The 24,910-nt window shown below is 43.2% G+C and carries 20 protein-coding genes and 2 pseudogenes; 3 read left to right on the top strand and 19 right to left on the bottom strand.

The features are described from left to right. Window positions 1-201: 201 nt before the first annotated feature. Together MHH52_RS07780 and MHH52_RS07775 are read right to left on the bottom strand one after the other, a co-directional pair. A complete protein-coding gene (locus tag MHH52_RS07780) occupies window positions 202-2,274 on the bottom strand; it encodes a methyl-accepting chemotaxis protein (RefSeq protein WP_340007721.1) in 2,073 nt (690 codons plus the stop codon). Window positions 2,275-2,322: 48 nt separating this feature from the next. Continuing rightward, window positions 2,323-2,733 (bottom strand): annotated as a pseudogene (locus MHH52_RS07775) (acetylxylan esterase); the annotation flags it as partial. Between the two features lie 379 nt (window positions 2,734-3,112). Here MHH52_RS07775 and MHH52_RS07770 point away from each other — a divergent pair. Continuing rightward, entirely contained in the window at window positions 3,113-4,318 is a 1,206-nt protein-coding gene (locus MHH52_RS07770; RefSeq protein ID WP_340004457.1) for an IS4 family transposase, read from the top strand. A gap of 569 nt (window positions 4,319-4,887) precedes the next feature. Further along, window positions 4,888-5,133, top strand: a pseudogene (locus tag MHH52_RS07765) (glycosidase); the annotation flags it as partial. 116 nt (window positions 5,134-5,249) lie between these two features. Here MHH52_RS07765 and MHH52_RS07760 read toward each other — a convergent pair. From MHH52_RS07760 to alaS, 12 genes are all read right to left on the bottom strand, one after another. After that, a complete protein-coding gene (locus tag MHH52_RS07760) occupies window positions 5,250-5,837 on the bottom strand; it encodes a GNAT family protein (RefSeq protein ID WP_340007719.1) in 588 nt (195 codons plus the stop codon). 13 nt (window positions 5,838-5,850) lie between these two features. Beyond that, complete coding sequence (locus MHH52_RS07755) at window positions 5,851-6,681, bottom strand: substrate-binding domain-containing protein (protein WP_340007717.1); 831 nt, start codon at window positions 6,679-6,681, stop codon at window positions 5,851-5,853. Between the two features lie 38 nt (window positions 6,682-6,719). After that, window positions 6,720-6,905 carry a hypothetical protein gene (locus MHH52_RS07750; RefSeq protein ID WP_340007715.1) on the bottom strand — a complete coding sequence of 62 codons (186 nt, stop codon included), beginning with the start codon at window positions 6,903-6,905 and terminating at the stop codon, window positions 6,720-6,722. 429 nt (window positions 6,906-7,334) lie between these two features. After that, window positions 7,335-9,545: a methyl-accepting chemotaxis protein gene (locus MHH52_RS07745; RefSeq protein WP_340007713.1), complete on the bottom strand. Its 2,211-nt coding sequence runs from the start codon at window positions 9,543-9,545 to the stop codon at window positions 7,335-7,337. 315 nt (window positions 9,546-9,860) lie between these two features. Further along, on the bottom strand, window positions 9,861-11,198 hold the full coding sequence (locus MHH52_RS07740) for a U32 family peptidase (RefSeq protein ID WP_313640972.1): 1,338 nt from the start codon (window positions 11,196-11,198) through the stop codon (window positions 9,861-9,863). A gap of 99 nt (window positions 11,199-11,297) precedes the next feature. Then, a complete protein-coding gene (locus MHH52_RS07735; protein WP_340007711.1) occupies window positions 11,298-12,230 on the bottom strand; it encodes a peptidase U32 family protein in 933 nt (310 codons plus the stop codon). Between the two features lie 56 nt (window positions 12,231-12,286). Then, entirely contained in the window at window positions 12,287-13,336 is a 1,050-nt protein-coding gene (mltG, locus tag MHH52_RS07730) for an endolytic transglycosylase MltG (protein WP_340007709.1), read from the bottom strand. A gap of 432 nt (window positions 13,337-13,768) precedes the next feature. Continuing rightward, window positions 13,769-14,077: a DUF1292 domain-containing protein gene (locus MHH52_RS07725; RefSeq protein ID WP_313640976.1), complete on the bottom strand. Its 309-nt coding sequence runs from the start codon at window positions 14,075-14,077 to the stop codon at window positions 13,769-13,771. Continuing rightward, window positions 14,070-14,378, bottom strand: coding sequence for a DUF1292 domain-containing protein (locus tag MHH52_RS07720; protein WP_038569507.1), 309 nt, complete (start codon window positions 14,376-14,378; stop codon window positions 14,070-14,072). The genes MHH52_RS07725 and MHH52_RS07720 overlap by 8 nt, the downstream gene beginning before the upstream one ends. A gap of 13 nt (window positions 14,379-14,391) precedes the next feature. Further along, window positions 14,392-14,811, bottom strand: coding sequence for a Holliday junction resolvase RuvX (ruvX, locus tag MHH52_RS07715; protein WP_042125475.1), 420 nt, complete (start codon window positions 14,809-14,811; stop codon window positions 14,392-14,394). Then, the gene (locus tag MHH52_RS07710; RefSeq protein WP_042125473.1) at window positions 14,808-15,083 is read right to left on the bottom strand and encodes an IreB family regulatory phosphoprotein; all 276 of its coding nucleotides are present in this window, start codon (window positions 15,081-15,083) and stop codon (window positions 14,808-14,810) included. The genes ruvX and MHH52_RS07710 overlap by 4 nt, the downstream gene beginning before the upstream one ends. A 316-nt stretch (window positions 15,084-15,399) precedes the next feature. Then, a complete protein-coding gene (gene alaS / locus MHH52_RS07705) occupies window positions 15,400-18,033 on the bottom strand; it encodes an alanine--tRNA ligase (RefSeq protein ID WP_340007706.1) in 2,634 nt (877 codons plus the stop codon). Window positions 18,034-18,595: 562 nt separating this feature from the next. Here alaS and MHH52_RS07700 point away from each other — a divergent pair. Continuing rightward, entirely contained in the window at window positions 18,596-19,465 is an 870-nt protein-coding gene (locus tag MHH52_RS07700) for a CPBP family intramembrane glutamic endopeptidase (protein ID WP_340007704.1), read from the top strand. Window positions 19,466-19,725: 260 nt separating this feature from the next. On the opposite strand, the gene MHH52_RS07695 is transcribed toward MHH52_RS07700, so the two are convergent. The 5 genes from MHH52_RS07695 to MHH52_RS07675 form a co-directional block, all read right to left on the bottom strand. After that, window positions 19,726-20,643 (bottom strand): DUF5692 family protein, encoded by a 918-nt coding sequence (locus tag MHH52_RS07695; RefSeq protein WP_313640978.1) that lies wholly within the window; start codon window positions 20,641-20,643, stop codon window positions 19,726-19,728. A gap of 377 nt (window positions 20,644-21,020) precedes the next feature. Continuing rightward, window positions 21,021-22,283 carry an FAD-dependent oxidoreductase gene (locus MHH52_RS07690; protein WP_340007702.1) on the bottom strand — a complete coding sequence of 421 codons (1,263 nt, stop codon included), beginning with the start codon at window positions 22,281-22,283 and terminating at the stop codon, window positions 21,021-21,023. Between the two features lie 3 nt (window positions 22,284-22,286). Further along, window positions 22,287-23,324 (bottom strand): helix-turn-helix domain-containing protein, encoded by a 1,038-nt coding sequence (locus MHH52_RS07685; protein ID WP_340007700.1) that lies wholly within the window; start codon window positions 23,322-23,324, stop codon window positions 22,287-22,289. 109 nt (window positions 23,325-23,433) lie between these two features. Beyond that, the gene (locus MHH52_RS07680) at window positions 23,434-24,156 is read right to left on the bottom strand and encodes a metallophosphoesterase family protein (protein WP_340009536.1); all 723 of its coding nucleotides are present in this window, start codon (window positions 24,154-24,156) and stop codon (window positions 23,434-23,436) included. Window positions 24,157-24,248: 92 nt separating this feature from the next. After that, entirely contained in the window at window positions 24,249-24,770 is a 522-nt protein-coding gene (locus tag MHH52_RS07675) for a MarR family transcriptional regulator (RefSeq protein ID WP_340007697.1), read from the bottom strand. Between the last annotated feature and the right edge of the window lie 140 nt (window positions 24,771-24,910).

The raw sequence follows: 24,910 nt of genomic DNA, 5'->3' as shown, positions 1-24,910 counted from the left end.
CATCTGGATTATTTTATCCTGGCTATATGCCTGTCAAACAAGAAGAAACGCCTTCGGCGACCTTATTAGGACGATAAGCGTTTATGCGAGAAATATAAGGATAATGTATAGCGTGAAACTTATACTTTCTTACATTTGCAAAGAACCGCTTCTCCTAAAGGAATAAGCGGTTCTTTAATTTAGTATTCTGTTATGTCTACCCTACACGCTGAACTTCGACAATTTCTCCTTTAACTGCAAGGAGGCATCCTCCAGCTTCGCCGAAAGTTCTACCAGATGATCACTTACACTTTGTTGCTCCCCACTAAGAGAGGCAACCTCTTGAGAAGCAGCTGAAGATTCCTCAGCTATAGAGCTTACGTTACTCATCGAATCGGATAGAACCTTTTGTGATTGGCTCAAGCTGTCCATCGATAACGTTACAGAATTCAGACGGGCGATGAAATGCTGCATCTGATCCTGCACAGATACGAAGATATCACTAGTGCTCTGCACTGAGGTCATTTGCTGATTAAAGAGCGGTGCAACTTCCGAAAGGACCACAACGGTCTCGTTCATATCTCTCATAACGGTATCTGTTATTTCTGCCACAACAGCAATAGACTCTTTCGATTGATCAGCGAGCTGGCGAATTTCATCAGCCACCACCATGAATCCTCGCCCGGCTTCGCCTGCCCTAGCTGCTTCAATGGTTGCATTCAGAGACAAGATATTCGTCTGCTGAGTAATATTTTGCAGGACATTAAGAACCTTCATAACGGAAGATGCCGTTTCTGTCAGCTCGTTAACTTTCATCACAAGCTGGTTCGTCTTCAGGCCAGTCCTATTCGTCTCATTAAGTAGTTCTTTCAATCTGTTGAAGCCTTCCTCACTGAGTTCGCCGATGCTATGTGCGGTGTGATCCATCTCATGAGTAGCTGAATTAACCAAATCCATCTGCTCCGAGATTTGCCCCGTTAACTCATTGCCACGATCAGCTTCCAAGGCCAGACTACCTGCACCACCCGCAATTTCTTCCGTGGCTGCAGCAATATCCATGGCTGCATCAGCTGTCTTACGCGAAACACCGCTAAGCTCATCGGCGGTTTCCAGTACCTTCCGAGCGGTTTCATTAGTATGAATAACGAGCTCTGTTATTCGTTCCATCATCCTGTTAAAGGAGCTGGATAACTGACCGATTTCATCACGTGAGGTGATATTCGTACGCACTCCTAGATTCCCTTCGGCTCCCTCAGACATCAGATTCTTAAGTCTGATCAACGGCCGAGATACCATTCTGACCATCCAGTACCCAATCAGAATAGCGATAACAGCTGCTACAGCTACAATAAGATAGGTAGTCTTGAGAATACGCAGCGCATCTTTCGTCAAGTTCTCAGCGGGTACAACACCAAGTAATCTCCATCCAGAGGTTTCTAGTGTTCCGTATACAGCTAATATGGATTTCCCCTGCTCATCCTTTGTTGGCAATGACCCAGCTGTATTCTGCAGACCGCCCAGAAGCGTTCCTCCCAGATTCAGATATGTATCCGTCCCCACTTGCTGGGAGGAGGCAATCAACTCATCCTTAGTCGTCAGCAATTGCATGTAGGAGCTTGTTCCAAGATCCACTTTACGAAGCTGATTTTCTAATTCGCTAATTCTGATGTCGCTAATGACTATGTATCCCGAGCTTTTAGAATCACCGGCAATCGATTTCGCCAAATGGAAAACACCTGACGTATTTCCTTCCTGGCCCTGTGAAGTACGAGGAATCCATACACTCTGCGGCTTCTCCTCTAGCTGCTTAAACCATGAGGATTCTCTGAAACTCTCAATAAAAGCGTTGTCTTTTGTACCCGCTGAAGAAATTGTAAATCCTTCATTCATCGGGATGAGGTATACAGCCTCCACACCGTTTGAAGCCGTTAGCCAATCATTTAGCTCCACACTAATCTGGTTAGACAGTACCTTACGTTCCTCATTACTTGTAGTGGGATTATTCCCTTGTTTGAGTGCATTTTGAATTTCATTGTCGTAAAAGATTCTTCCTAGACCATCCTCATAACGTAGCAATTCCAAATCAAACTTCTCAGCGGTTTGGATGACTGTCTGCTGATTGGCTGACAGCGCATTAGTCTCGATCGTATGCTCAGCTACGGAATAGGAGGTGTAGCCGAGAGCGAGTACGAGCACCATTGTCGAAACAAAGAAGATGAGAAAAAGCCGCACCCCAATGGATTTGGATGGATGCAGCTGGAATGACCTTTTTTCTTTCTTCACTTGTACCTTCATCTAATCATTCACCACCGTTGTCGTCTGTTATACCTACTGGCTTATCGTTTACAAGGTCATGAACATCTGTAACGCCCGATCAGCAAGATACGGCAAATACTCATGACCGTACTCATAATAAACCATAAGCTCTTTGGGCGCTAGTACTTTGTTGTATGCGGCAAACTGTCTTGAAGGTGAATAAATCGTATCGGATAACCCGGTAACCCACAACACTTTGGCCTGATTTCGCTCCAGGGGGTTCAAAGAAACAGATACACAGGAACGGCCATCTCACACATGGTTCTAATGCTGCACAAGCTACAGTAAGTGCTCCCCCTTGAGACAAACCAAAAGCTCCTACACGCGCTGGATCAACTTCTTCCATAGACATCAGTATTCTGACAGTCTGCGAGGTATCGAGGAATACATTCGATAGTAAAGGTTATCCGGATTAGGACCATCAATGCCTCGAATAACTTCCGTTATATTTTTTAATTGTGACAATGTCATGTCGCTTCCCAAAATATGATCTTCCTTAAGGTATTTTTACTTCATAAAGCACTGGTAGAGTTGACTGAGCTAGAACATAACTGCGAGAAACTCGTTTTTAGCAAAGTAAGATAGAAACGGAAAACCCGATGTCCCGGATTTCCCGTTAGTTTCTACTACTTTCAAGAGCAGGATAGTTGCACTTTCTGCACTAGACATGCGCAAAAGCTGACATGAGAAAAAAAGTTTTAATAAATTACTAAATATGGAGTATATTGATTTGTTTTCACTTCTCAATCCATAAAAAAACTCCTATTGTAGAAAGTGTAGGCGTGTTACCCACATCCCTCTACAAAAAGGAGCATCCATGGGTAATTTAACGCAAAATTCTGTTTTACGCAAGTGTTTAATTCGCTTAAAACTTTGTTCGTTTCGGTGTCCGCTGACCGACCATTATACCAAAAGGCTTTCTGTCGGCTCAGCGATCGCCCTTTTGGTCGAGGCCCAACTCCAGCAACGGGAATCGTTGGCTGACATCGTACTTAATCTGGAAACGAACTTAGATCTTCAAGCATTCACGGGCCTTTCATCCATCCATGAGTCCACCTTAAATCGCAAACTGAATGCCATTCCTCTAGCCTATTTAGAGTGGCTGTTTGCTCAGTTGACTCAAGAATTGAAAGCACACCAACGTGGAGCCAAAGGCATCAAGCACTTTGGAAAATTAGCTCCAGTGGATTCCACCACGTTTTCTCTACCTAAGGTATTAGGGGACTGGGCCTTTTATCAAGATAAAACCAAAGGGGTAAAGATTCATACTCGGTTGCTCTCCTTAGAGTCAGGCTGCCATTTCCCGGATGAAATTGTGCTTTCTACTGTCGGTGTGTCGGATCAACAAGCCGTTAACCGTTTGGTCACGAAGCAGGATACGACGTACATCTTTGACCGTGGCTATGTCAATTACGGTAATTTTAGACGGTGGGTAGAGCAGGCCATACTCTTTGTTGCCCGTTTGAAAACCAAGACGAAATATACAGTGCTTCGGGAACGAGAGATCCCTAAGGAAGGCCTGATTACCCGAGATGCTGACGTGGAGATTTTGGACAAAGTCTCAGGACAACTCTTTCAGGTTCGTCTTGTACAGTTTTCAGATGACGAAGGTAAGGTGTACGAAGTCATTACCAATCGCCAAGAACTAACCGCACAGGATATCGGAGAAATCTATCGCTGTCGCTGGCAAATTGAGCTATTTTTTAAGTGGATTAAACAGCACCTGGCGACCGTTACATTTCACAATCATCATCCGAACGCGATTTGGGTCCAATGCTACATCGGGATGATTACGGCCTTGCTGTGCCAGCTAATTCAACGGGAAACACAGACATTGCTTAGCCCGTGGAACTTTCTGCGAAAGATGCGATATTACTTCGCGAGAGACTGGGATTCTTTCGTCCAGACTCTGGATATTGAGCCGACACGGCGTTCGAAAGGAAGACAAAAAATACCGAAGCCTGCGGAGGCTCCCCCACGAACGGGTGACAAGCGAGAAACCGTAAAAATCATCGTGAGCTAACTCCATACCAAATTACTTTTTCTGGTAATTACTCCTACGCTTAAGAGCCCTTTAGTTTTTTTTCTTAATTCGAAAAGTAGAACTGTAAAATTATTACTTTTTAATATCTTTCGATTTCATGTAAGGTTCTATGCATGTTTAGTGCACTTTCTGCAACCATTACAGCTTAATATGTTGTGTTATTCATTTATTTGCACTCTGTGCAATTAAAACCGCTCACAGTGGCGTTTCGGAGGCAATTCGTCTGTGATAGTTGCACAATATGCAACTATCTTCACTTACACCACAAATCAGGTTAGTTTAAGTGCACTTTCTACAACTATCTGCTTCAGCCTACATACAGACTTCTCGTGAATGAGCGAATAGTGTACGTATATCATTGATGAGATGATGCCATTTTACATTTTTCATCGTCATTCCACATGTTCCAAACCTATCCTACATTTCCGTTTTCGTTTTCTCGCACGCTCGTCGCCCTTTAGCTGCACTTTGTGCAATAGAATCTCTCCATATAAGAGTCAATCGGTGTTCTATTGCACTTTGTACAATCAGATCGAGCGAACCATTTTATCGCACCAGACGGGGAAGAACATGTTGGCGATGTTTCCGACGTCGTATTCTGTAATGGTGTGATTGCACGTGATAACGATGAAATCTATGTGTACTACGCTTCCTCAGATACTCGTATCCATGTAGCCACCACTACCATTGACCAAATGTTAGATTACGTGCTGAACACTCCAGAAGATCCACTTCGTTCTTATGCTTGTGTGCAGCAACGTATCGTACTAATTGACCGTAACTTAGCACTGTAAGAGAAGACGCATTTCAAACCTTCTCTCATACATTGAAAAAGGCGCCCCAGTTAAGATTTCTACTGTGGACGCCTTTTATTTCGTTAATAGATCTGCGTAGTTTGTTTACTTTGATCTCAATTTGTCCACTTTCGATCTCTGTTTACTTCATACAAAGCTCGAAACTCATCCTCAAGCATAGACATCAGAATCATGTCATGAAACTCACCGTCTACATATAAAGCATCCCGTTCCACGCCTTCACGCTGAAATCCAATCTTCTCATAGACATGAATGGCTCTTGGATTAAAGGTATACACCCCGAGATGGATACGATGCAGCTTCAAGGCTTCAAAGCCATATCGGAGCATTTGTGTCATAGCTTCAGTACCGTAACCTTTTCCCCGATGCTCATATCCACGAATGCCAATACGAATATTTGCACTGCGGTTGTCCGTATCTATTTCGTTCAGCACCACTTCTCCAATGAGTTCATCCGTTTCCTTCACCGTAATCATAAAATCCACACGATCCTCGGCTGGAACACTTATTTTACGAATCCATACCGCAGTTTGCTCTCGAGAGAATTCTCCTTGCGATCCCGTTAGACGCCCCATCTCAGCATCAAGTAAAAAATTGTAATATGCCTCCAGATCGGATTCCTTTATACCACGCAGAATTATGTGTTCACCTTCAATGTTTGGCATTGTAACTGATTCTGTCATAAAATCATTTCTCCTAGTCTCGCGGCCCATCCACAGAATCACGATGCACTATGTCAGCAGCGATGAGAATCTTCTCCAGTGGTGCAGAGGGGTGATGGATACGGCTGAGCAACTTCTCCACTGCCGCCCGGCCCATCGCTTCTTTAGGGACATGAACAGTAGTAAGCAGCGGAACTCCTCTTGTAGCATCCTCGATATTATCAAAACCCGTAACCGAGATATCCCCTGGAATATTAAGCCCTTCTTCCTTCAGGATGTCACTGACCGTGAGAGCTGTTCTGTCATTAGCGCAGACCAAAGCGGTCGGAAGAATCTTAGCTTTTTTCCGCTTATTAATCCAGTTTATAAAATCCTCTTGGAATAACTCTTCCTCCACCCCTTCCAAAAAGAGATTCGCATCATCTTCCAAAGGCAATCTTATCCCACTCTCCTCCAGCGCACTCCGGAAGCCAATCCACCGGTCCCGGAAACTACGTGAAAATCCGATATTGCCAATGAAATGTATTTGAGTATGGCCTGTACCCATTAAATGATTAGTGAGCCGAGCCATGGAATCCACATTGTTCGCGAATACAGTATCGCTTGGGATTAGCGGGTCTTCATGGTCAATCAACACCATCGGCAAACCAATGCGATGTACCTCAAGCAGCAAGGAAGTGGAAATTTGGCCCACCCCTATTAAACCAAGGATCCCACTTGGATTCAGAATATTAACGAAATTATCCGCACGGTTCTCTGATACAATAACCATTCCAAGCCCTTCATCATCCAGTGCGAACGCAATGCCGTCCACAATCTTTCCCCAATACAAGGAATCCTGTGTCTGTGAGCGATTATTCGGCATTAATACAAGCACAGATTGCTTATTCCGATCACTCCCGACTACCGAAGGAGTACGCTTGATTCCTTGGACGTAAGCATTCTTTTGAGTAAAATAACCAAGTTGTGAAGCTGCTTGTATGACACGTTCTCTCGTCGTCTCATTAACGCCGCTTTTACCCGAAAGTGACTTGGAGACAATACGCCGAGGTGATCCGCTATTTTTTGCATGGTGACCTTTTTAGCCATATAAAACCCTCCAGAGATTTACTTGAGATTTATGTGCAAATATACTTAAGGCTGAGAAGCCACCTGTGTTTCTGCCCGCGCTTCCTTCCTCAGATCGATGAACGCATCACTTTGTACCTTAGCATCCAAGTCTCCTTCACAAAATAATTCAACCAAGCCATTGCAAACTCTTTATTCTTGATGTATTTACTGCCCCCCATGAACCAGTCTGAATTGATTGGCGCATAATGAGTGGCTCTATTATGATATGGAAACTTTACCTTTCATTCGGCCCTTCTTTATAATACTTTTCACCTAACTTGTTATTAACATTACCTAACAAAATTATTATATGGGGAAGTTCTTCTTTACACAATAACAAAACCGCTTCCTCATAGCGAAGAAGCGGTTTTGTTAGGCAAACCATATAAAGATTAATGGGGGACCTTCTTATTTTATAGTGAATATTGACAGTTTGTCCTTTAACTGTCCTGAAGCACTTTCCAGCTTGCCTGACAGTGAAACGAGTTGATCACTTACATTTTGTTGCTCATTACTGAGTGAAGCCACTTCTTCGGAAGTCGCTGAAGATTGCTCCGCTACGGCGCTTACGTTACCCATTGCCTCTGACAACACGACCTGTGAATGATTCAAGCTGCTAATCGCTGTCGTCACTGATTCCAGGCTTGTAATGAATTCATCCATCTGTCCTTTTACGGATACAAAGATATCACTCGTGCTCTTCACTGAGCTTATTTGCTCTTTGAAGAGAGGTGCCACTTCAGATAGTACAGCTTCCGTTTCGTTCATTTCCATCATGATCTTATCGGTTATTCCGGCTACAAGGGCAATGGACTGCTTTGATTGGTCGGCGAGCTGTCGCACTTCACCTGCTACCACCATAAAGCCCTTGCCAGCTTCGCCTGCACGTGCGGCTTCTATTGTCGCATTTAATGATAATATATTCGTCTGCTGGGTGATACTCTTCATCACATCCAGCACCTTAATCACTGAGAAGACCGTATCTTTCAAATGATTAACACGTTCGACAAGTGCACTTGTCTTTTCCCCAGTACGGCTTGTCTGATCCAGTAGATCGGTTAATTGCTTTGCACCTTGAGCACTAGCTTCTCCAACTTCGCGTGCTGCTTCATCCATCTCAGAATTGGCACTTATCACGGTCTGCATTTGTGTAGCTATCACATCTGTAAGTTCATTACCACGTTCGGCTTCAAGTGCCAGACTGCCTGCCCCTCCAGCGATTTCTTCCGTAGCGGCTGCGATTTCCTTCGCCGAGATAGCTGTCTTGCGTGAAGCTTCTCCAAGCTCGCCAGCGGTCTCCAGCACATCTCGTGCGGTTTCTCTCGTTTGCGATACGAGCTCAGTAATACGCTCCATCATCAAGTTAAAAGAGGCTGATAGTTGGCCAATTTCATCCTTAGACACATATTCAGTACGCACACTTAGATCTCCGCTTGCACCTTGAACCATAAGATTCTTCAAACGTGCCAGAGGGCGAGCAATCATACGAACCATCCAAATCCCGATGAATATCGCAAGCAGTGCCGCACCAGCAGCCGTAATAAACGTCGTCAACAGAATCGGACGAGCTTCCTTCACTAACTCGTTTGTAGGAACTACCCCTGCGAGCTTCCAATCCGCACGTATCATCGGATTAAAGAAAGCCAGTATTTCTTTTCCGCTTAAATCTTTAGCTTCTAGACTATTGTTACTTTTCTTACTCTCTTTGATAAAAGAAAACTCCGATGGCTTTCCATCATCTATCGGATTTGAAGAAGCCACCACTGTACCTTCAGGAGATACAAGTTGAATACGGGAGCCATCTCCCAGCTTCACACTTGCGAAAGATTCCTCCAGCAGCGTATTTTTCAACACCAGCATGATTATGTATCCTTTTTCTGATCCCAGTTTAAGAGATCTTACCATAGCAATATCCTTCTCTTCATTTCCTTGAATAGAAGTGGAGAACCAAATATTTTTGACGCCGCCTTTGTCACCGTCCGAATAATATGAATTATATTCTTTAGTGTCGGCTACAAGCTTCTTGTACCATTCTTGTTCTCTTAATTTGTCAAAATTATTGCCACCACTACCACTTGTAACGATATCCTGCTCAGGCGACTCTGGAATCAAAGAGACACTGATAATATTAGAATCTGTTGTAGTCTGACTGGACAATTTTTTACTTATTGCGCTTGTTGCTTCAAATTTCTCGTAAGGAGTTTTTGCAGTCACCAAAGACTGCAGATCCGTTTGCATCTGCGCATCAAAATAAAGCTGTAATGCCAAGTTCTCATACTGTTTCAAGGTAATATCCAGCTTCTCAGCAGTCTGAATAATAGTCTGACGATAGGCTTCAGATACGTTATTCTTTATCGTTGTTTTCGCCTTTGAATATGATATAAGTCCAAGTGACATAACTACGATTAAAGTGGAGCATAGGAATATTAGAAATAACTTTACTCCGACGGACTTGATAGGATTAACCCTTTTGATTTGGCCTCCCCAACTCAAAATCAAATTCTTAGCATCTAGCTTTGATGTCTTTGATGTCTTTGATGTCTTTGATGTCTTTGATGTCTTTCCTGTGCTTACTTCATTGCTCTGTACATTTACGGATTTTTTATTGTTCTTCTTCATCTTAAACCTTCTCTCTTTATGCTTTTCACTAATACTATCTTGATCAGGATCCCCATCTTGATCATCTACCCGCTAATATTAGAGGACATATGAAAGCGCTAACCAAATTATATATCGGTTTATTAGGTCTTTTTTCTTAGCTTTACTATAATTTTTTCACAACTTTTAACCTATGTATTTTGAGACAAAAAAATTTCTTCGTTCCACCTTCTTCCTTGGATTTATTTGTTAGTTACTAATATATATAACTTATTGTTAGCTTTGTCAAAAGAAAAACAGGGATGCTCTTATAGAAAAGAACATCCCTGTATTCTATCAAGATTTTCTCTTACGCATCATATCAAAGTATGCTACTGGCTGATCTACCTTCATGCGAACACGTTGCAGAGGATGACGGGCTGCGTCAAGCGGATTGCCTGCTTCGTCCCATAATTCCGCTACAGTCTGTTTAAAGAATGTATCATTCGGTCCAAAGAATTCAACTTCCTGACCAGGCTTGAAGTGATTGCGTTGCTGAATGAGTGCCATTCCACTCTCAGCATCGTATTCAAGTACAAGTCCGGCAAAATCATAAGGAGCCGCTTTTTCCTCAGGCTCATAGATATGATCTTCATGATCCGGAGTATCATAGAAGAACCCAGTGTTAAGAGGACGATTCGCCGCTTTATTAAGCTCATCCAGCCACTCTTGCTTCAACTCATATCCCTCTGGGTCGGCCATGTAAGCATCAATAGCTTTACGATATGCGTTAACGACAGTAGCCACATAGTGGATCGACTTCATCCGCCCCTCGATCTTGAAGCTATCGATGCCCACTTCAATGAGTTCAGGGATACTTTCCAGCATGCACAAATCCTTAGATCCCATGGAGAAGGGATTATCTCCTTGCTGATGCAGTGGAATCTGAGTTACACCCGGAAGCAAAGGTGCCGGAGATTGTACTTCAGCTTCAGCTTGATTTTCTTCAGACACCCAAGTGCCTTCAGGACGCGCATCCTCGAACAGATCATATTTCCAGCGGCAAGACTGGCAGCAGCCTCCTCGGTTGGAGTCACGGTCTGTAAAGTGATTGGATAATACGCATCGACCGGAGTACGAGGAGCACATAGCGCCATGGATGAAGCTCTCGATTTCAATGTCGACATGCTTCTTAATCTCGGCGATCTCTTCCAGGCTTGTCTCACGTCCGAGAACTACACGTGGCAGACCCTCTTCTTTCCAGAAGGACACGGCTTGCCAGTTCAGCGTAGACTGCTGAGTACTCAAATGCACCTCTAGTCCAGGTACTAAACGACGTGCTGTATCTACAATGACTGGGTCGGCTACGATAATGGCAGCAATGCCAGCTTCATATAAGTTACGCAGATATTCTTCAATCCCTGCGACATCTTCATTGTGAGCATAAATGTTCGTTGCAACAAATACCTTGGCGCCATATTTCTTGGCGAATTCAACACCTTCACGCATTTCCTCAAAGCTGAAATTGTCTGCTCCAGAACGCAAACCGTATTTCTGCCCTCCGATATAAACAGCATCCGCACCATAATGTACTGCGAATTTTAATTTTTCCAAATTACCGGCCGGAGCTAGGAGCTCCGGTTTGTCCAGACGGTAACGTTTGCCCTTGTATTGCGGCTTAGTCATGGTTCCCATTCCTGTTCTCCCCTCCATCGCCCCACAAAGTGATGTCTACACCCTAAATGCCTGCAACTAGTCTTTGCGGGGAATTAAAAACTCTCATTTCAATTAAACTTAATATACTTGCTCTTTATAGAAAAATCCGAAGCTTAGCTCCCGTTCAGGATCTTGCAACGTTCTGATCGCTTCCATCCAATCCTCTTGGAAAGAATACCCTTCCGGATCAGCCGCATAGAGATCAATAGCTTTGCGATAAGTCTTAACAACCGCCACATTATAAGCTGTTGATTTCAAAAGTCCTTCAATCTTAAAGCTCTGTACGCCTGCAGCCATAAGGATATGAAGATCCTCCAAAATACAAATATCATCCGAACTCATAATATGTGTACCGTTCTCGTCTTCATAAATCGGGAACTTTTGGTCATCTCGTTCTGCCTCAATCAGAAATAGACCACGTTCCTTGCCAAGGCTACCGCCTTCACTTGGACGTCCTTGATGTGACATATAGCTTTCTACAAGCTTACGCTTGGAATGGTATATATTTGTCATGCCGTGAACCTGAACCTGTGCCTCTACCTCTAAAAGCGGAACCATTTCCGTCATTTCATCCATATTCAGCTCACGGGCAAGAACGACGCGAGTAGCGCCTTTACGCCCCCAATAATTTGCGGTTGCGTAATTGGTAGAGGTCATTTCCGCATTCCAATGCAGATTCATGCCCGGTGCTTCCTTCTTCACTGTGGTTAACACAGCAGGATCACCGAATTCAACACCGTCAACACCAAGTTCACCTAAAGCCTTCACATAGGCAGGGAGCTCATCCAGCAGACGATTGGACATGAGCCCACCTAGTCCAGCATATACTTTGCAGCCACGCGCATGTGCCATTTCTACAACAGCAGCTGTATCTTCCAGAGAGAAATGTCCGGCAAGACGCATGCCGAAACGGTCATCCCCGATGAGCAATGCATCTGCTCCGGCATCCAGCAAAGCAGCAGCTTCCTCTAAGGATGCTGCTGTCGCCAGCAATTCCGGTTTGTTAGTCATGTTGTACCTCCTACTTGTACAGTTGTTTCAACCGCACCACTCTTCATTTTAATATTTCATTTCGATTCTTGCTTGCTTTTTTCGATATTGGCTAAATGTTCCTTGTAGGTCTTAGCAAACAAATGGCCCTGTGTACCATCTTTCTTAGTCACATAGAAGTAGTATTCAGAAGCCTCAGGTTCGAGTGCCGCCTGAATGGAGGCCAGCCCTGGATTACTAATAGGTCCTGGAGGAAGTCCAACATTCTTATACGTATTATATGGACTGTCAACTTCCAAATCTTTAAATAACAGTCTTTCCTTCTGTTTATCGAGCAAATATTGAACCGTAGCATCAATCTCCAGCTTCTGCTCTTTCTTTAAGCGGTTATAAATAACGCCAGCGACTAGCGGTCGTTCACTATCTACCACGACTTCACGCTCGACTAACGAGGCCACTGTCAATAACTCATGTAGCGTCATTCCACGTGCTTCAAGCTTTTGCTTCCAATTCGGGATCGTATCCAGTTTCTTCTGGAACTGATCCAATAACGCTTCTACAACTTCCTGCGGCGTACTATCCTTGGCTAGTTCATACGTTTCTGGGAACAAATACCCTTCAAGACGATGACGAAGATTCTTATCCTGTGGGATACCTAGAACATCAATTCCCTTCAAGCCCGTACCGGTATCCATTATTTCTAGAAAAATAGCAGCATCCTGATTCCAAGCTTCAGCAAGCTTCTTGGCAATCTCCTCAGCAGTATATCCTTCCGGAATCGTAAAAGTTACGGTCTCTTCCTTAACAACATCACCAGCATTTAACCTCTCGATGAGCTCGTCATAGGTGTCTCCTGGACTAGCAACATAAGTACCAGCTTTGAAGCTGGAACCTTCTTTGGTCCATTTCAAATATCCCTTAAAAAAAAGACTGTTGCGAATAATGCCATTTTGTTCGAGCAGATCGGCAATTTCAGCGCTACCCATGCCCTTCTCTATCGTAAATGTTACAGCAGGACCTGCAGGCTCTACCGGCTGCATCCCGTTCCAAATGTACCAAGCGCCTCCGCCTCCTGCTGCTACCAGCAAAAGAATAACGATAAGCACAGTACGGATTGCGGATTTCAAGTCTGATTCCTCACTTTCCGACTATAAAGTATAAAAGTGTATTGCTTAAAATTCAATACATATTTCATGATAATGCGTTTTTTGAGATCACTGGAAGAGTTATAGGGAATTTCTCCGTATAATTCTGCAATATAACCTCTAAATGATGAGATATAGGGAATTACTCCCTATATTTAACTGTCTCAGGGCATAATCCCGGTTATCCCTTAACATTATAGGGAGCAATTCCTTATAATTTCAAAACACCAGCCAATCCCACTAAATTAAGTGGAAGAATTCCCTATCATTAAGTGGGATTGATGTTCATCCATGAGTCTCAGGAATGAAAAGTTGAATTCGCAAATAAAAATATCTCATATTCCAAGCAAAAAGAGCGCGGAATTCTCCGCCCTCTTCCGTACTCATCATAAATGTAACGTACATGTTTAAGATTTATTCTGCGTCATCCGCCGGAAAAGTCATCTCATCATAAAGCTCAGAGATGTCTTCCCACTCTTCATCGTCCACGATGTTCTCTAGTTCCGGAAGTCCGTTAGGAGAGACAACGATACGCAGGATTTCATATTCCACGTCTTTACCAGAGCCTTTCAGCACCGCATAGCCGCGATCACCAACTTCAAATTCGGCGATAATATCGTAAATGGAAGACTTTCCTTGCTCATCTTCCAATTCTACTGTTTCTCCATAGGCTTCCTTAAGCCGCGAAGTCCATACCGCTTGATCAGCGGATAAATCAGTCATTCTCCGATCCTCCGTCCAGCTCGTCAACCAGTGTGTTGAAAGTCTCTTCAACAATCGCCCACTCCTCGTCATTATCGATCATGAACAATTGAAGATCGTCGCCTTCTTCCACATAACGGAACGCATAAACCTCATCGGTTTCCTCGTCCTCGGAATCAAGCGGAACCACCATCATGTACTTAGCGTCCGAGCCATCAACCTCAAACTTCATAATGACCTCGAATTCCTCTTCATTACCTTCCTCATCGGGAATATAGATAATTTCCGGTTCTTCCTCTTGGCCAATCTGTTCGTTTGTCATATCCTCGCACCCCTCACCTTTTACTGTTAGCATCCAAAAAATTTTGCAAAATCAGGGCTGCAGCCATTTTGTCCACAATCCCTTTGCGTTTCTTCCGGCTGACGTCCCCTTCAATCAGCACCCGCTCTGCGGATACCGTCGTCAGACGCTCATCCCAAAGGTGTACGGGCATTGCAAATTGCTCCCGTAGCTTATCAGCGAACTCTATGCAGATTTCGCCCCGGGGTCCTACTGAGCCGTTCATATTCTTCGGTAGACCAACTACAATTTCTCCAATTTCGTGCTCTGTAACAAGTTCGCGAATACGTTCGAACTCATTGCCAGTACCACGGCGCTCAATTGTTTCAAGAGCTTGTGCCGTCCATCCAAAAACATCGCTTGTGGCTACACCGATTCTTCGGTCGCCGTAATCCAGTCCTAACTTCTTCTTCATCTGGGATTATCCACCTTGTGATTGACGAGGTAGAATCTAACCAGCTCTTCAATCAGCTCATCACGTTCTTTTCTCCGGACCAAACTTCTCGCATTGTTATGACGCGGAATGTAAGCTGGATCTCCGGAAAGAAGATACCCTACGATCTGATTGATCGGATGATACTCTTTCTCCACCAGTGCATCGTATACAGCGAGCAATATTTCCTGGGGAGAAGCTTCCTTTTCGTCGCCCTTCACATTGAATTTGACTGTTTTGTCCATGGAGTCCATTTGTGACACCTTCCTTCTGCAAAATCGCCCTATTTAGGCGGCTTCGCAAAGTTGCTACTGTACAGCTCACTTGCTTCCTTTATCATAACATATTCATGGCCCAACGAGGAAATCCTGCGCGTGGAATAACGCTTTTTTTGGCATTTCCTCTACAAAAATAATGATATTTTTGGCTTTTAAGCTATTGTCAAGCACAATTACTCATGAAAATCTAACCACCTGTTAATAAAGAGTAGCGGTACTGATATCAAACTCTCAGTACCGCTATGTTTTTTCGTAATACGTTTAGATTGAGAAATAGTTTCGGAATATAAACTTATGCTTGTGAAGCTACTAATTCTTCTGCCTTAGCCAGCGCCTCGCCAAGCTTGGAAGCATCTTTACCTCCAGCTTGCGCCATATCTGGACGCCCGCCACCGCCGCCGCCGCATACTGCTGCGACTTCTTTTACGATCTTACCAGCGTGGAAGCCCTTCTTCACTAGATCCTGTGGTACAACTACAACAAAGTTCACCTTATCGTCCATTGCTGCACCCAGCACAAGTACGGCATCCGGAAGCTTGGATTTCAATTCATCAGCAGTAGAACGAAGAGCATCCATATTGCCTGCTTGAACAGCAACAGCAAGGAGCTGCGTACCTGCGCCAACAGTCTTCACACTGCTTGTTAATTCAGCAGCAAATGTTGCGCTAAGCTTGGATTGCAGTGATTCATTCTCACGCGAAAGCTCACGGACTTGGTTATGCAGCGCTTCAATCCGTTTCGGAACGTCGTTCAGAGAAGACTTTAGTAGACCCGCAGATTGCTTGAGCAGATCCAGTTGACTCTCAGTGAACTGGTAAGCGTAACGTCCGGTTACTGCTTCAATCCGGCGCACACCAGAACCAATGCCACTTTCGCTAAGCAGCTTGAAAATGCCGATCTGCGACGTGTTGGATACGTGGCATCCTCCACAAAGCTCAAGGCTGTAATCGCCGACCTGAACGACACGGACGATATTGCCATATTTCTCACCAAAAAGTGCCATAGCTCCCATAGCTTTAGCTTCATCAATTGGCTTGTTCTCAATGACTACATCAAGACCACGCCAGATTTGTGCATTCACGCGATGCTCGATGTCGCTTAGTTCTTCCGGAGTAATCGCTCCGAAATGTGAGAAGTCAAACCGCAAACGTGCACCTTCCACTAATGATCCTGCTTGATTGACATGACCGCCAAGAACCTCTTTGAGCGCTTTGTGCAGTAGATGTGTGGCTGTATGGTTCTTCACGATATCTTCACGCTGTGCACGATCCACTTCAGCGCGAACCGACTCGCCTACTTTCAATTCTCCAGATTCCACAGTTACCAAATGTACGTGTTGGCCATGTGGAGCCTTGAACAATCCTTTTACCTTAGCCGTAACCGAACCGCCAGTAAGCACACCCGTGTCACTCACTTGTCCGCCACTTTCAGCGTAGAAAGGAGTTGCCTCAAGAATGACTTGGCACTCTACGCCTTCACCAGCAGTATCCACCAGTTCGTCACCCACAACAATAGCCATAATTTTCGACTCTGTTACCGAGTCATTATATCCAACAAATTCACTTTTAACCGTCAGATCAGCTAATGCGCCTCCCTGAATCTTCATACTGCCACCATCATGACGTGCAGCTCTTGCGCGGTCACGCTGTTCTTGCATGGCGACATCGAAGCCTTCACGGTCTACTGTCAATCCTTGCTCCGCAGCAAAATCTTCGGTCAGGTCAAACGGGAATCCGTAAGTATCATATAGCTTAAATGCATCGGCACCAGCAATCGTGCTAAGGCCATCTGCCTTTGCTTTACTGCTGATCTCACCCAAGATAGCCAAACCATCAGACAATGTCTCGTGGAAACGTTCTTCTTCTGTACGGATAATCTTTGCGATATATTCACGGTTCTCGACAACGGATGGATAATACACACCCATAATCTCGCCAACGGTTTCAGTCAGCTCATGCAGGAATGGACGATCCAGACCCAAGGTCTTTCCGTAACGAACGGCACGGCGTAGCAAACGGCGGATAATATAACCGCGACCTTCATTAGAAGGAAGTACTCCATCACCTACTGCAAAAGTTACGGTACGTACATGGTCAGCGATAACTTTAAGAGCGATATCCTGCTCAACGTTATCTTTATAAGTTACACCAGCAAGCTCAGCTGTCTTTTGGATAATGGGTTGGAACAAATCGGTATCAAAGTTGGAATCCACATCTTGCAGAATAGAAGCAAAACGCTCCAGTCCAGCACCGGTATCAATATTCTTATTCGGAAGCGGTGTATAGCTGCCATCCTTGTTATGGTTGAACTGTGAGAACACTAGGTTCCATACTTCAAGCCAACGTTCGTTTTCTCCACCTGGATACATTTCTGGGTCGCTCATGTCGCTGCCGTAAGCTTCGCCGCGGTCATAAAAGATTTCCGAGCAAGGACCACAAGGGCCTTCGCCGATATCCCAAAAGTTCTCATCTCCCAGCTTAATGATGCGCTCTGCTGGCAATCCTACTTTATCATTCCACAGTTTGAAAGCTTCTTCATCCTCAGCGTACACAGTCACGGAGATACGTTCTGGATCGAATCCGATCCACTCCTTGCCAGTCAAGAATTCCCAAGCCCATGTGATAGCTTCTTCTTTGAAATAATCGCCGATAGAGAAGTTACCTAACATTTCGAAGAAAGTATGGTGACGGCGTGTCTTACCTACATTCTCGATATCATTGGTACGAATACATTTCTGCGAGTTCGTCAGGCGCGGATTCTCAGGAATCTCACGGCCATCGAAGTATGCTTTCAGCGGTGCCATACCTGCATTGATCCACAGCAGCGAGGGATCGTTATGCGGTACTAGGGACGCACTAGGTTCAATCTTGTGACCTTTACTTTCAAAAAACTTAAGCCATTTGGAACGAATTTCACTTGCCTTCATTGTTTACAGCTCCCGTCTCATCATTAATTCGGCACCTAAGCCGGAATTTACAAAATGCTAAAAAACAAAAACAAAAAAACGCCCCTGAATAATTCAGGGACGATTAATATCGCGGTACCACCCTGGTTATCGCCTTGACCCGATTTACGGGAAAGCTACAGACGATCGCCTTGTCGCGGCTGATAACGGGTGCCCCCGGTGAGCTTGTGATCTCACACTCCGAAATTAGCTTTCCACCGGCCTGTCTTCAAGGTTCTCACAGCCATTACGAAATGATTTCGTAAAGGAACCTGTTCTCTGATCAAGCCATCCTCCGGCGTACTTCATTTTCATCAACGTTTTATCCGATTTGCATTTTAACATTTCAAGTATAGCCAGTGCCCCTGCATCTGTCAATCTAGGGAAGTGTGAAGGATTAGAGAGGAGATATGATTTTTATAATGGTGAACTCGAGTACTGAAGAATATGGTAAAATCTCAGGTATATTATGGGAAATTATGTATTATGAACAGCGCTCCAGAATGCTCGATTCTCAGGTGAAAAATAAGGAGGATTACAAATCATGCTGAGCAATAAAGTAACCGATATGCCATCAATATTTGAAATTAAACCTACACCGCTACGTTTTATTGTTAGTCTCATTTTTATTCATATTCTCTTCACTTTAATGGTTAACCTCATCCTTTTTGAAAATGGAACTTTAAGCATTATTGCCAAAAGCACAAGCGGATGGATCAACGAAACGTTAGCTGCAAATCTGTTCGGTCTTGTATTAGAAGTGGTTATTTTCTTATGTATGATAGCTAAATTATCTCTAAGGGATTTGGGGTTAAAAAAGAATAAATTATTAGCAGGACTTATTGGTACTTTTCTATTTTGGCTCGCTATTAACATTGTTGATTTATGTATGACACTACTGACTCACTCAAGTTTATCATTCAACGATGATATTTTTAGAAACTCGAATGTCGTCTTTGGTGAACTCTTGGGTCAGATTTTCGGAAATGCTTTATTGGAAGAAGTCTTATTTCGGGGCTTTCTGCTTGTTCAAATCTATCTTTTATTACAAAGAATCAACAGCAATACTTCACGCATTGTTTATGCAATGTTCATCTCACAATCGATCTTTGCTGCCATACATATCCCAAACCGGATCTATACGGGATTAGTCGGAATGGACTTTGTTTATGATTTTATCATTCTTGTAATTCTAGGGGTCATTTTCTCATTACTCTATGTCTTAACCAACAATCTATTTTTCGTGATAGGCGTTCACTCCTTAATGAATGTTCAGCTTATGTTTTGGGATAGCAGTTTTACGTATACGGCAACTTTAATCTGTGTGTTTTTGCTGACTTGTATCTTATTTTATATCAAAAGGAAAGAGTTTCGTGCGCAGAAGCAGAAGCCTATGGATGTGGGTCTTCACTAGTATTCACCCAAACCTTTCGCAGGACTAGAGAAAGCCTGCAAAAGTACAGGTAAATCTTCACTTATGGCTCGAAGGCTTATTCTGGAGCAAGAATAACTGCGGATTTGCAGGAATTAATGCTCTAGCCCTCTTCGTATCATTAAAAAATGTACTTTTGCAGGTTTATACCCTTGAACGATCCTTACATTTACGTAAAAAAAGAAGTTCCAACCCTAACAAGGCTGGAACTTCTTTCTTTTAATATCATTATAATATCTCTATTATTTCGCACTCTCAGCAATCGTCTTATAAGCCGCTAAATCTGTATAAACTTCCACTTTAAGCGGATTGCGTTTGTGTTTGTTAATTTTATAGAAGTGATAGACAAACACTGCAATATTAGCTGCTAAAGATAATGCACTCACAACCCAAAGTGCCGTTTCGCTGTGAGAAGATTGTACGGAGAACTTTGAATCGCCAACAAACGCTGGGAAAGACATCGTAAACATCATCCAAATTGCCAAAGTTTGTGCACGGTGCTGCAGCCACGCCCCTTTTTTGAAGAAGAACGCTGGAATGGTACAAGAGATCAAAAGGGCTGCGCCTGCATAGAAGGAATGGTCAGAAACTGCGTTATATACATAGGCAAAGTTCCAAATGTCATAAGCAATGATCCAGAACCAAAGCTGGTCGGGCCACAACATATCCTTACTCTTGTCTTTACTAATAACAATACCCATCCAACCAGAAATCGTAATAATGTTCAAAATACCTGCGATCCCGTTCATAATGTTCCAAGGACCACCTACCATCATTACGCCATCCACCATGCCCTGCAAACTGTACACTTGGAAATCACGGATAACCGCTTCAAGAATGTTAACTGCAAGGATAATAGCCGGGAACATTAATATATATTTGTTCTTGTCCCAACCTTTAACATAACGGATAGCCATGAACCCTATACATCCTGCCAAGGCAGAATAAACTTTTACCCAGTGAAACCATGTTCCAGTACTGGAGCCTTCGCCTGCCGTATTTGGCCAAACCGCTACGGTAAGAACAATAGGGACAACTATAAACAGAATGATTGAAAACCACTTGCTCTTTCGAGCTATTTCGTTGAAAATCATTAATCCTGCAAGTACCACTAACCACATTAGAGCAGAGTACCAGGGAATCGATTCGAATAAAAACATGATTTATTCCTCCTTAAAGTTTTGTATATAAGTTATGTCTTGAGTCCAATATATCCCATCCCACTCCGAACGATCAAACCGCTCAAAACGTTGATTTATCAAGGTTTTAATAGTCTCATTTCGAGTTGAGTTTACACATCAATAGTACTGAAAATTATCAAGGGACCTACCCCAAATAGGGGAATCTATTAGAATATATGTCTGCAGAACTACACACTGTAAACCTAACTTGAACGTAAAATATCCCCACAAAGTGGAATTTTGCTTCGATGTATACTCAGGTACTTTGCGGGGGGCCCCAAATATATACTTTATGCAATGTAAAAAAAACCTTGTCGACAAATTTCTTTGTGGACAAGGCTACTCACAGCTCTATTTTAAAAAAATCTTTCAACCAAGTATTTCGAATATACGATACAGTTCTCCAGTGTAGGAAAATTCATGATTTCTCCAGCATAATAGATCTTATCTCTCCCCTGCATCTGATCAAGCCGTTCATAAAAGCCTTCACGGATCGCATTAGAATCTACATGAGGGAACTGCTTCCAGCGCTTCATCATATACAGACGAATGTTCTCGCCGCCAAGCTCGCGAAGTTTATTTTCTACCTTTTCCCGCATCTCTAGATCTGTCATTTCATCATTCTCCGCTACATAAACCGTAACTAGATCCGTTGTCCCCATGTCTGCCCACCTGTAATACCATGCCATCATATGTCCCTTACGTTCAGGATTCATGTTGCAGGGGATATATCCGGAAAGCTCCGGTAACCCCTTCACTCTGTAGGCATATACCCGAAACTGTTCGTAGGTAATGCACTCTAATAACGTTCTGTCCTCCGATGATAAGTGAACCATATCGCCTAGATGCTCTAAGGAAGCTGTATAAATAACCTTGTCAAAATAAAAGATATCCTGGCTCGTTTCCACCCGAATCTGACCGTTTATCTCTTGCTCCATATGAAGCACTTCACAAGTCAGACGCAGATCCTCTACTTGGTCGGCCATTCTTCTAATGAGTTCAGTGACTCCCTTAGGCCAGGTAATCATGTGAGTGATCTCAATAAAGGATAATAGATTATCGTAAGTTAGAAATTTCAACACATATGCAGCAGGCACATCATGGATACTACCGAAACCAAAGGTATTGAAGTAATGCATGTAAACCTGTCCAAGGACAGACAGCTCATTCTCTGCACACCACTCTGAAAAAGGCTGACATAGATCTGGTGGCAAGTGGAGAAAACCCGGTTTTTGAAGTGACTTATAACGCTTCAAAATATCCGGCAACCGTTTGAATTCTTGTGCAAACACCTGAATCTGGTCCATAGGAATCTGTGAAGTCTTCCGCCCAGTTGTATCAAAAAATCCCCGTTCTAAGAGTGGCCCCTTATCCATAAGATCGTACTCTCTCATGAGTTCTATCGTATGTTTATAAGTTGGCAAGCCGATTAGGGTTCCCATTTCATAGGTTTTCCCTTTGTATTCAATCGAATGACATTTGCCACCTACTCGGTCCGACTTCTCAAGGAGAGTAATATGGGTATATCCTTTTTTCGCTAGTTGGTAGGCAGCTGTAACCCCAGAAATCCCTGCACCGATGATACCTATCCTGTCTTCATACTTCACATTAGTCATCATCCGTTATCTCCTTGTAAATAACCATAATGGCAAGGTCTCATGCTGACCGGTATACTCAAGTGCGACATCTGATGGTATTTTACCTTGATTAGGTCCGTCTGTTATTACCCTACTGAAGTTATAGGTCCTCAAATATTCATGTAAGCGCTTTTCTAAAGTATCAAAGGAATCTATCGTATCATCCGCCCAAGCCTGCTGGTAAAATTCTTTCGTCAACACCGCAACAAATTGCTGTAAAGGCTGAAATATCTCTGTCTGGTCTGCAGTTATGGCTACTTGATTAATGTTGTTCTTATGTAAAAAATCGCTGTATTTATGTTTACCTCTATCCCAGTTCGTAGTAAATTCGCGACTCTTGTTCGTAACCAGATTGTCGATTTGAAATTCTAATGTCTTCATCAATGGGATGACCTTCAGATGCATAAAATCGATAAAATGAATAGTAGACTTCCGATTATAAAGCTTAACTAAGCTTAATCTAGAATAGGCATCGTAGATCACGTATTGATACACTTTCCCTACCCTTGGGAACACGCCCATATAGCTAATACTCTGTTGGCACATATAACCGGGGTGAGCATTTTCCGGATTCTTCATCTTATAGTCTAGAGGTTTCTGTCTCTCTTTACCCCCATTGGTTTTAGTGGATTGTGCCCCGTAGCCCTTCTTTTCTTTGACTTCTTTGGCGTAAGCCTCACGCTCTACTCTCTTACTAAGTCCGTTTCGACGCAGCACATTATAAATACCTGACTCCCCTATTTGCACACCCTCATCCTGCAGTTCATAAAAGATTCGCTTAGGCCCATCTTCAGGGAACTTGGCAACATATTTTAAGATCAATCTTTCCGTCCGCTTATCTACTTTATTAGGCATTACCGGTTTTCGGTCCTTCTCCGCAAGTCCATCCATACCCTGTTGTTGGTAAGCTTTACACCACTGATAATAGATCGTCCGGGAAATACCAAACTCCTTACAGATTTCGCTCACATTTTTGCTGATGGTCCCTTGCATGAGGATATGATATTTGTTATTTGCATTCACCTATTACACCCCCTACTATCTTTATTTTATACGTAGTTTGCGTTTTATACAGTGCTATTCTACATTTTCTTAAGTTCATTTCATGACTAACGCAAAAAAGGGAGACAGCTCAAGGCTTCTCCCCATTCCGAACAAAATGTGTGATGTATTGCCCTCCAGAAATCTCCAAGCAGTTCAAACGTTGACCGTATGCGCATCCACCGTCCACCCCAATTTTATCCCCCTGCGGACTAAACCAGATTTCTTCCGAATCATATAGATCCATCGTCGAAGTATGACCGAAAATAACCGTTTTATTAGTGCTAACTACCGGATTCGTATAAAATGCTTCTCTGATCCAAATAAAATCATACGGCTTCTGCTGCTTCCAATTCTCTACTAATGGATTAATGCCTGCGTGAACAAAAATATGCTCTTCTGTCTCATGATAAAGCGGCAATGAACTTAGAAAATCCAAATGATGTTTGTATTTCTTTCTAATATCTTCTTTCAGCAACATATAATCCTTCCAGCCAAAACCCTCTTTAAAAAAGTCAGAATCCGTGTCACAATAGCTCAACAATGTATACAAACCGCCGTTGCTCAGCCAATGTGTATCCAGTTTATCATCTTCGCTGGTGAGCGCATCATATGCCATTTTATCGTGATTGCCTTTTAGAACAGTAACGTCCCATTCCCGCTTCAGGGTCATGACTTGATCCACAACACCTTTACTATTGAGACCTCTATCCACATAATCTCCCATCAGAATGAGCTTGTCTTCGGGTGGACGATAGTTCACTTTTTTTAACAATGCGTTGAATTCAGAATAACTTCCGTGAATATCACTAATCGCTAATGTCCTGATTGTATTTCCTCCTTGCGCTGGATGCAGAAAAAAGACGTTCCGGTCAGAAGCACCGAAATATCTTTTTGTAATGGTTGCTATACGGAATCCATAACGAGCGGAGCTTCATCGGATGGAGTAAAAAACTGGCGGCTTCTAACTTCATGCACCGCTTCTTGAAAACGATCACACAGAAAAATCAACTGGTCGATCTCTTTCTTACCTACTTTTTCCGTGACTTCACTTAGAATACCAGAAAAAGTAGCCATCTGTGTATCATAAATCTGCTCCCCTTTATTCGTCAGACCAATATATACAACTCGCCGATCTGTATCGGACGTTGTTCGCACCACGTAACCCTTCTCCTCCAAACTGTTAACCATTTGTGTCGCAGTAGGTCTGCTAATTTGGAGCAGGTCGCTTAATCTGGAAATCATGACTCCCTGCTGCTCTTCGACTTCGTCTGAAAGCTTCTTTCGCTTCATCAAATTGTTTATGACATACATCATCATAAATTCTCTATACGAAATAGCTTCCTTCGAGGACGGACGAGCCGTCAAACGTTTAATATTTTCAAATGCTATGATTAGCTTCTGCTCTTGACTATTTTGAGTATCCATAGGGCACCTCCAATTTAACTCAATCTAATTAGATTACTTACCTATTTCCAAAAAATCAAGTCCAAATCACATTCTTATTAGATAAAAATTTAATAATTAAACTATTGTGATAAACGATGGATTTGTGTATTATACATAAA

Origin of the sequence: Paenibacillus sp. FSL K6-0276 (genome assembly GCF_037977235.1) — a bacterium.
In the GTDB taxonomy this organism is placed as follows: Bacteria; Bacillota; Bacilli; order Paenibacillales; family Paenibacillaceae; genus Paenibacillus_AQ.
The sequence above is the reverse complement of the archived record's forward strand: the minus strand, read 5'-3'. Positions and strand labels throughout refer to the sequence as shown.

Excerpts from the sequence above, each read along its gene's own strand:
- MHH52_RS07780 (WP_340007721.1), bottom strand. The coding sequence starts at position 2,274 with ATGAAGGTACAAGTGAAGAAAGAAAAAAGGTCATTCCAGCTGCATCCA.
- MHH52_RS07770 (WP_340004457.1), top strand. The coding sequence starts at position 3,113 with ATGGGTAATTTAACGCAAAATTCTGTTTTACGCAAGTGTTTAATTCGC.
- MHH52_RS07760 (WP_340007719.1), bottom strand. The coding sequence starts at position 5,837 with ATGACAGAATCAGTTACAATGCCAAACATTGAAGGTGAACACATAATT.
- MHH52_RS07755 (WP_340007717.1), bottom strand. The coding sequence starts at position 6,681 with ATGCCGAATAATCGCTCACAGACACAGGATTCCTTGTATTGGGGAAAG.
- MHH52_RS07750 (WP_340007715.1), bottom strand. The coding sequence starts at position 6,905 with ATGGCTAAAAAGGTCACCATGCAAAAAATAGCGGATCACCTCGGCGTA.
- MHH52_RS07745 (WP_340007713.1), bottom strand. The coding sequence starts at position 9,545 with ATGAAGAAGAACAATAAAAAATCCGTAAATGTACAGAGCAATGAAGTA.
- MHH52_RS07740 (WP_313640972.1), bottom strand. The coding sequence starts at position 11,198 with ATGGGAACCATGACTAAGCCGCAATACAAGGGCAAACGTTACCGTCTG.
- MHH52_RS07735 (WP_340007711.1), bottom strand. The coding sequence starts at position 12,230 with ATGACTAACAAACCGGAATTGCTGGCGACAGCAGCATCCTTAGAGGAA.
- MHH52_RS07725 (WP_313640976.1), bottom strand. The coding sequence starts at position 14,077 with ATGACTGATTTATCCGCTGATCAAGCGGTATGGACTTCGCGGCTTAAG.
- MHH52_RS07720 (WP_038569507.1), bottom strand. The coding sequence starts at position 14,378 with ATGACAAACGAACAGATTGGCCAAGAGGAAGAACCGGAAATTATCTAT.
- ruvX (WP_042125475.1), bottom strand. The coding sequence starts at position 14,811 with ATGAAGAAGAAGTTAGGACTGGATTACGGCGACCGAAGAATCGGTGTA.
- MHH52_RS07710 (WP_042125473.1), bottom strand. The coding sequence starts at position 15,083 with ATGGACTCCATGGACAAAACAGTCAAATTCAATGTGAAGGGCGACGAA.
- alaS (WP_340007706.1), bottom strand. The coding sequence starts at position 18,033 with ATGAAGGCAAGTGAAATTCGTTCCAAATGGCTTAAGTTTTTTGAAAGT.
- MHH52_RS07700 (WP_340007704.1), top strand. The coding sequence starts at position 18,596 with ATGCTGAGCAATAAAGTAACCGATATGCCATCAATATTTGAAATTAAA.
- MHH52_RS07695 (WP_313640978.1), bottom strand. The coding sequence starts at position 20,643 with ATGTTTTTATTCGAATCGATTCCCTGGTACTCTGCTCTAATGTGGTTA.
- MHH52_RS07690 (WP_340007702.1), bottom strand. The coding sequence starts at position 22,283 with ATGATGACTAATGTGAAGTATGAAGACAGGATAGGTATCATCGGTGCA.
- MHH52_RS07675 (WP_340007697.1), bottom strand. The coding sequence starts at position 24,770 with ATGGATACTCAAAATAGTCAAGAGCAGAAGCTAATCATAGCATTTGAA.